A 6,788-nucleotide genomic window follows, 5' to 3' on the forward strand; every position below is an offset into this window, starting at 1 on the left:
CGCTGGAAGAGGTCGTCGAGGCCGATCTCGTGCTGCATCTGCGCGACATTTCCGATCCCGACACGGCAGCGCAGGCGGAGGATGTCGAGCGCATTCTCGGCGATCTCGGCGTCGATGCCGCGGACACCAGCCGCGTGATCGAGGTGTGGAACAAGATCGACCTGCTCGACGAAGGCAATCGCGAGCGCCTGCTTGTCGGGAGCGCCGGCGGCAAGGCGCCGCCGATCGCGATATCGGCGGCGACCGGCGAGGGAATCGACGCGCTGAAGGCGCTCATCGAGACCAGGGTGTCGGGCGAGCTCGAAACAATGACGGTGACGCTGAGCCCGGCCCAACTCGGCCAGGTCGACTGGCTCTACCGCAACGGCGATGTCGTCTCACGGACCGACAACGAGGACGGCAGCGTCACCCTCTCGCTGACGGCGACGCACAGCGCCCGGCAAGAGATCGAGAGCAGGCTGCATCGCAAGACAGGCAGTTAACCTGCTGCTTATTTTGCGCTTTTGGCCTGCTGCCAGAGCGCTTCCATCTCGTCCAGCGTCGCTCTCTCGAGCGTACTACCCGCAGCCTCCAGAGCCTGCTCGACATAGTGGAATCGCGAGCGGAATTTCTCGTTGGTGCCGCTGAGCGCGGCTTCGGCATCAAGCTTCAAATGGCGGCCGAGGTTGACGACGGCAAACAGCATGTCGCCGAACTCGTCCTTGATGGGCGCTGCGTCACCCGTGGCGAGCGCCTCGCGCAACTCGCCGATCTCTTCCTCGATCTTGTCGAGGATCGGCGCCGCCTCGCTCCAGTCGAAACCGACGCGGGCCGCTTTCTCCTGCAGCTTGAGCGCACGGGTCAAGGCAGGCAGCGCAACCGGCACGCTGTCAAGATAACCCTTGCCGTGATCTTCCGGGTCGAGGCCGCGCGCGATGCGGGCGTTGCGCTTGTCGGCCTTCTCCGCCGACTTGATCTTCTCCCACATGCCCTTGGCCATGCCGGCGCTGCGCGCTTCCTCGTCGCCGAAGACATGCGGATGGCGGCGGATCATCTTGGTGGTGATGGCCTCGACGACGTCGCCGAACGCGAACTCGCCGGCTTCCTCGGCCATCTGCGCATGATAGACGACCTGCAGCAAGAGGTCGCCCAGTTCCTCGCGCAGATCGTCGAGATCGCCCCGCGCGATCGCGTCCGCCACCTCATAGGCTTCCTCGATCGTGTAGGGCGCGATGGTCGAGAAATTCTGCTCGATGTCCCATGGACAGCCAGTCTTCGGCGCCCTGAGCGCCGCCATGATCTCGATCAGCCGGGAAATGTCCTTCGAGGGTTTCATCTTGCAAACTCTAGCGCGCGCAGCGGCAGGCGGCCAATCCCGCTGGCCGGCAAAAGCCTATTGTCCACAGTTGCGCCGTTTTCAGTCGAGAACCGAGACGATCGCCTTGGCGAGATCGTCCATGCCGTCCTCCGGCAGGCCGGCCACGTTGATGCGGCTGTCGCCAACCATATAGACGGCATGTTCGGTGCGCAGGCGCTCGACTTGGGCTTCCGTCAGCCCGAGGCGGGAGAACATGCCGCGATGGCTGGCGACGAAATCGAAGCGGTCGGAGTTGGACTGCCGGCGCAACGCCTCGGCGAAAGCGACGCGCAGCCTGAGCATGCGCAAGCGCATCTCTTCGAGCTCCGCTTCCCAGTCCTTCTTGAGCGAGGCGTCTTCCAGCACCATGCGCACGGCCGCCGCGCCGTGGTCCGGCGGCATTGAATAGAGCGCTCGGGCCGCCGCCAGCATCTGGCTCATCGCCACATCCGCCTGCGCGCTGTCCTTGGCCATGATCATCGCGGCGCCGACGCGGTCGCGATAGACGGCGAAATTCTTCGAACAGCTCGAGGCCACGACCATTTCCGGGACCTTGTCGGCCAGCAGCCGCAGTCCGGCGGCGTCGGCGTCGAGGCCTTCGCCGAAACCCTGGTAAGCGATATCGACGAAGGGCAGCAGGTCGCGCTCGAGCAGCACCTCGGCAACCTTGGCCCACTGCGCCGCATCGAGATTGGCGCCCGTCGGGTTGTGACAGCAGCCATGCAGCAGCACGACATCGCCGCTGTTGGCCGTCTTGAGCGCCGCCACCATGTCGTCGAAGCGGACGGCGCCCGACGCGGCGTCGAAATAGGGATAGTCGCGCACCTTGAGGCCGGCGGCGCGCATCACCGGCAGGTGGTTCGGCCAGGTCGGATCGGACAGCCAGACCGTCGCGCCGGGGCGCGTGCGCTGCAGAAGTTCCGCCACCAGCCTGAGCGCGCCCGATCCGCCCGGCGCTTGCGCCGCGCGGATGCGCGAAAGATCCGCCTTCTCGCCGAAGGCAAGCTTGATCATCGCGGCGTTGAAGCCGGTATCGCCGGCAAGACCGAGATAGGTCTTGGTGTCCTGGCTGGCGAGCAGCCGCTTCTCCGCCTCGCGAACGGCGCGCATCACCGGTGTTTTGCCATCCCGATCCTTGTAGACGCCGACGCCGAGGTCGACCTTGCCGGGCCGCGTGTCGGCGCGGTAGAGGCCGATCAGGGCGAGGATCTTGTCGGAGGGCGCGGGCTGCAGGTTTTCGAACATCGATGAGGCTCCAATGGCGGCGGAGTGATACGCAAATCGGCCGCGCTTCGCCAGCGGTTTTCGTTCGCCATGTCTGAAGCGGACAAGCGTCGGCATCTGGACGGCTGGCGAGCCGGCGACTGGCAAAGTCTCGGCTGGTGGCGTGTCCCGTAATCGCAAAAGAAAGCGGCGGGCGGGATTAAAGTCCCCACATGCTCCGTAAACAGGGCATGAAACGGTCGATGGTCGATATTGTCGGGCAGTTGGGGTCGCTGCGGCGCTACGCGCGCTCGCTGACGCGCGACAGCGCCGATGCGGAGGATCTGGTCCACGATGCGCTGGTGCGCGCCTATGAGCGTCGCGGCACCTTTCGCTCGGGCGGCAATTTGCGCGCCTGGCTGCTCGCGATCGTGCACAACATCTTCATCGACGGTGTGCGCTCGCGCCGGTCGGAAGCCGCGCGCATCGAGCAGGCCGGACATCTTGCCGATGTCAGCGCACCCGCGCCGCAGGATCACCGGGTGCGCCTCTCGCAGGTGCGGGAAGCCTTCCTGTCGCTGCCTGAGGAACAACGCTCCGCCCTGCATCTCGTCGCCATCGAAGGGCTGAGCTACGCCCAGGCAGCGGAAGTCAGCGGCGTGCCGCTCGGAACGTTGATGTCGCGCATCGGCCGCGCGCGTGCCGCGCTGCGCGAGATGGAGGAGGGCGCTTCGGCGCGCGGCAAAAATCACCTGAGGATCGTGGGAGTTGAACCATGACCGCTATCGTCGATCCCGTAACCGATGCCGATCTCGACGCCTATGTCGACGATCAGCTCGACGTTGCCCGCCGCATCGAGGTCGAGGCGTTCCTGTCCGCCCGTCCCGAGGTGGCGGCGCGGGTGATGTCCGATCTCAGGACGCGCGACGAGTTGCGCGTGGCGTTGGCCGGGTCGGGCGGCATGGCGCAGCCGGCAACAACCGAGGCGGCGCGCCGGCTGGAGAGGGCGCTCGCCAGGGATCGCGTCTTTTCCGTGCTGCAGCGGGCGGCCGCGGCCGCCGTGCTGGTGGCGGCGGGCTGGCTCGCCAACGGCTTCTTCGGGCCGATCGCGGTGACCAAGGTTGTCGCCTCGACGCAGCCGCCCGCCTATGTCGAGGAAGCGGTGAGCGCGCACCGGACGACGCTGGTGCGCGAGACGATGCCATCTCAGGCCGAAGCGCCAAATTACAATGCCGACGAAATCCGCGCCGCGACAGCGATCGTCATGCCCTCGCTTCCCGATGACTGGAAGATACGAGACGTCCAGATCTATCCGTCGCGTTTCGGGCCGAGCGTCGAGATGGCGGTCGAGACGAAGGACCTCGGCCTGGTGTCGCTCTTCGCCATCAGGCCGGGCACGTTCGACGTGGTGAAACCGACGGTCGCGCCCTCGGGCGATATCTCATCCGCCTATTTCCAGATCGGCGAGGTGGCCTACGCCGTCGTCGGACGAGGCGATGCCGGCGATCTCGACCGGGCCGCCGAAAAGCTGGCCCGAACGCTTTACTGAAACGCCCAATCAAACCGATCCAACCAAGGAGAACCCAAATGAACAGCCCCAATCTGGGATACCGAATGGGCGCCGGCGTCCAGACCGGCGCGGTCTATGACGAGGGCCTGCGCAAGCACATGCTGCGCGTCTACAACTATATGGGCCTCGGCCTCGTCGTCACCGGCCTTGTCGCCTTGGCCGTCGCCTCGACGCCGGCGCTCTACGTGCCGATCTTCTCCAGCCCGCTGAAATGGGTGGTGATGCTGGCGCCGCTCGCCTTCGTCATGCTCTTCTCGTTCAAGATGCAGACGATGTCGGCGGCAAGCGCGCAGGCCATGTTCTGGGCCTTCTGTGCCGTCATGGGCCTGTCGCTCGCTTCCGTGTTCCTGGTGTTCACCGGCACCAGCATCGCGCGCACCTTCTTCATCGCTGCGACGATGTTCGGCGCCACCAGCCTCTATGGCTACACGACCAGGCGCGACCTGACGCAGTTCTCGTCCTTCCTGATCATGGGCCTGATCGGCGTGGTGATTGCCAGCCTCGTCAACCTGTTCCTGGGCTCGACCGCGCTGCAGTTTGCCATCTCGGTGATCGGCATTGCCGTCTTCATCGGCCTGACCGCCTGGGATACGCAGACGATCAAGGAGCAGTATGCCGACAATTTCGACGCGGAATCGCAGCAGAAGCTCGCCGTCTTCGGCGCCTTCTCGCTCTATCTGAATTTCATCAACATCTTCCAGCTGCTGCTGAATTTCACCGGCGAGCGCGAATAGTCCGGACCGTAGCAGGCACCACTGCTGACCTTGGCGTGGCTGGAGGGCAACCTCCGGCCACTTTTTTCGGGCAGGCACGGGTCGTGGATCGTTCGTCCTGAAAGCGTGAAGTGCGTCATGGCCCGCCGCCCTTGAGTTCACGCGCGGCCTTTTGCTAGCCTGCCGGGCACACGAGCCAGCCGCGAGGTCACATGGAACAGGATAGCCTGATGCTTCACGGTGACGGCATCTCGGCGACCATCGTCGGGCAGGGCGCCGAATTGGTTTCCTTGCGCGACGCCGACGGCACGGAGCTTCTGTGGCAGGCAGGGCCTGCCTGGCGGCGCCATTCCCCAGTCCTGTTTCCGATCGTCGGCCGGCTCAAGGGCGACCGGTTGCGCCATCGCGGCCAAAACTATCCGATGACGCAGCATGGTTTCGCCCGCGACAGGCGCTTCGCCTGGGTGCAGCGGACGCCTTCGTCCTGCACCCTGGTCCTAATGGACGGTGCCGAAACCAGTGTCCATTACCCATTCGCTTTCTATCTGACCGTAAGCTATAGCCTCGCTCCTCGGCAGCTAGACGTGACCTTCGAAGTTACCAACATAGGCGAAGAACTGCTGCCGGCCTCGATCGGCGCTCACCCCGCCTTCAACTGGCCGCTGCTGCCGGAACTGCCCAAGGAAGCCTATCGGCTGACCTTTGCCGACAATGAGCCCGCGCCGATCCGCCGCCTGAAGGATGGGCTTTTGCTCCCGGCACCGCAGCCAACGCCCATCGAAGGCAAGGCGCTTGCGCTCTCCGAACGGCTGTTCGACGATGACGCGGTCATCCTGGACCAGCCTGCCAGCACCAGCGTCCGCTATGCCGCCGACCGCGGCCCATCGATAGAGATGTCCTGGCAGGGGTTCAACGAGCTGGGCATCTGGTCCAAACCCGGCGGGGCGCCGTTCCTGTGCATCGAGCCCTGGCATGGCCTCGCAAGCCCGGTCGATTTCGACGGCGAATTTGCCGACAAGCCAGGCGTGATGCTGATCGAGCCGGGCGCGAAGCGGACCCTGAGCTATCAGATCGGCGTCGGCTGAGAGCCGTCGAAGCCATGGCGTTCGCGATCAAGGCCGAGATCAGGGATCCGCAGGCGGAGACATTCATCTTCGCCGCGCAGAAGACCATGTATGGCGGCAAGCAAATCGCCGAGGGCGACGTCATCTTCCTGTTCGCCAGCGAGAACGAAGGCGGGCAGGGACTCGTCGCGCGCGGCATCATCACGCTGTCCGAAGCCGCCCCCAGAAGGCCCGACCTCGAACGGCAGACGCCGCGCGTCAGTGTTTCCATCCGCCGCACCGCATCGACCGCTCGGCGATTGGGCCGGGACGAGCTCAAGCGGTTCAAGGACTGGAAGGACGGTCGGCCCGAGACCGAGCTCAATTTCAAATTCTACCGCCAGGCGACGAACAAGGTCATCGGCATTTCAGGCGAGACGGCTGCGTTTCTCGACGGGTTTTTCTAAAGAGGCAGGGCGCCCCCTAACTCGACCTCCTTCAGTGGATCGCCGCCGTCGATGAACAGCCGGCCACCTGGTTTCAGGGCGGACTTGATGCGCGTCAACGCCGCCCGGCCAGCCTCGGGGTGACGCCCGTCAAGGGCGCCGACCCGCATCGCAAAGGCGATATCGAAGAGGTCTTCGCCTGACCTCAACGCGAAGTCCTCGATCGCTACGCACCTGAAATCAAGGCAGCCCAAAGCCATCTCATCGGCCGATCCCGCCCGCGCCAATTGGATTGCCTTTTCCGAACGGTCGATGGCCAGAATGAAGCCATGGCCGATACGGCGAGCGACGGCACGAGCGGCAACGCCGGGGCCGCATCCGATCTCCAGGACGCGAAGTCCCGGTTTCAATGGGAGAGCTTCGACGAAAGCGGTTATCCGCTCGGAGATTCCGGCAGCCATGAGACAAGTTATGCAA

Annotated in this window: 8 protein-coding genes and 1 pseudogene; 6 read left to right on the top strand and 3 right to left on the bottom strand. The window is 64.9% G+C overall.

The window, feature by feature from the left end; translation table 11 throughout:
- Nucleotides 1-482 (top strand): annotated as a pseudogene (locus tag EOA29_RS20365) (GTPase HflX); the annotation flags it as partial.
- An 8-nt stretch (nt 483-490) separates the two neighbouring features.
- On the opposite strand, the gene mazG reads toward EOA29_RS20365, so the two are convergent.
- Nucleotides 491-1,315, bottom strand: a complete 825-nt coding sequence (gene mazG, locus EOA29_RS20370; protein WP_126094040.1) for a nucleoside triphosphate pyrophosphohydrolase — start codon at nt 1,313-1,315, stop codon at nt 491-493.
- Between the two features lie 81 nt (nt 1,316-1,396).
- A complete protein-coding gene (locus tag EOA29_RS20375; protein ID WP_126094039.1) occupies nt 1,397-2,581 on the bottom strand; it encodes an amino acid aminotransferase in 1,185 nt (394 codons plus the stop codon).
- A 191-nt stretch (nt 2,582-2,772) separates the two neighbouring features.
- On the opposite strand from EOA29_RS20375, the gene EOA29_RS20380 reads away from it, so the two are divergent.
- The 5 genes from EOA29_RS20380 to EOA29_RS20400 all read left to right on the top strand — a co-directional run bounded on the left by EOA29_RS20380 (nt 2,773) and on the right by EOA29_RS20400 (nt 6,332).
- Complete coding sequence (locus EOA29_RS20380; RefSeq protein WP_126094038.1) at nt 2,773-3,318, top strand: sigma-70 family RNA polymerase sigma factor; 546 nt, start codon at nt 2,773-2,775, stop codon at nt 3,316-3,318.
- Nucleotides 3,315-4,088 (top strand): anti-sigma factor, encoded by a 774-nt coding sequence (locus EOA29_RS20385; RefSeq protein ID WP_126094037.1) that lies wholly within the window; start codon nt 3,315-3,317, stop codon nt 4,086-4,088. The genes EOA29_RS20380 and EOA29_RS20385 overlap by 4 nt, the downstream gene beginning before the upstream one ends.
- A gap of 38 nt (nt 4,089-4,126) precedes the next feature.
- Nucleotides 4,127-4,843 carry a Bax inhibitor-1/YccA family protein gene (locus EOA29_RS20390; protein ID WP_126094036.1) on the top strand — a complete coding sequence of 239 codons (717 nt, stop codon included), beginning with the start codon at nt 4,127-4,129 and terminating at the stop codon, nt 4,841-4,843.
- Nucleotides 4,844-5,034: 191 nt separating this feature from the next.
- Nucleotides 5,035-5,907 carry an aldose 1-epimerase family protein gene (locus EOA29_RS20395; protein WP_126094035.1) on the top strand — a complete coding sequence of 291 codons (873 nt, stop codon included), beginning with the start codon at nt 5,035-5,037 and terminating at the stop codon, nt 5,905-5,907.
- 14 nt (nt 5,908-5,921) lie between these two features.
- Nucleotides 5,922-6,332: a hypothetical protein gene (locus EOA29_RS20400; RefSeq protein ID WP_126094034.1), complete on the top strand. Its 411-nt coding sequence runs from the start codon at nt 5,922-5,924 to the stop codon at nt 6,330-6,332.
- Here the strand turns inward: EOA29_RS20400 and EOA29_RS20405 are convergent.
- A complete protein-coding gene (locus EOA29_RS20405; RefSeq protein ID WP_126094033.1) occupies nt 6,329-6,772 on the bottom strand; it encodes a class I SAM-dependent methyltransferase in 444 nt (147 codons plus the stop codon). The two genes, EOA29_RS20400 and EOA29_RS20405, sit on opposite strands and share 4 nt — an antisense overlap.
- Nucleotides 6,773-6,788: the final 16 nt, after the last annotated feature.

This window comes from Mesorhizobium sp. M1E.F.Ca.ET.063.01.1.1 (assembly GCF_003998155.1).
Lineage (GTDB): Bacteria > Pseudomonadota > Alphaproteobacteria > Rhizobiales > Rhizobiaceae > Mesorhizobium.

Coding starts and splice junctions, on each gene's coding strand:
- EOA29_RS20395 (WP_126094035.1), top strand. CDS start 5,035: ATGGAACAGGATAGCCTGATGCTTCACGGTGACGGCATCTCGGCGACC.
- EOA29_RS20400 (WP_126094034.1), top strand. CDS start 5,922: ATGGCGTTCGCGATCAAGGCCGAGATCAGGGATCCGCAGGCGGAGACA.
- EOA29_RS20390 (WP_126094036.1), top strand. CDS start 4,127: ATGAACAGCCCCAATCTGGGATACCGAATGGGCGCCGGCGTCCAGACC.
- mazG (WP_126094040.1), bottom strand. CDS start 1,315: ATGAAACCCTCGAAGGACATTTCCCGGCTGATCGAGATCATGGCGGCG.
- EOA29_RS20385 (WP_126094037.1), top strand. CDS start 3,315: ATGACCGCTATCGTCGATCCCGTAACCGATGCCGATCTCGACGCCTAT.
- EOA29_RS20375 (WP_126094039.1), bottom strand. CDS start 2,581: ATGTTCGAAAACCTGCAGCCCGCGCCCTCCGACAAGATCCTCGCCCTG.
- EOA29_RS20380 (WP_126094038.1), top strand. CDS start 2,773: ATGCTCCGTAAACAGGGCATGAAACGGTCGATGGTCGATATTGTCGGG.
- EOA29_RS20405 (WP_126094033.1), bottom strand. CDS start 6,772: ATGGCTGCCGGAATCTCCGAGCGGATAACCGCTTTCGTCGAAGCTCTC.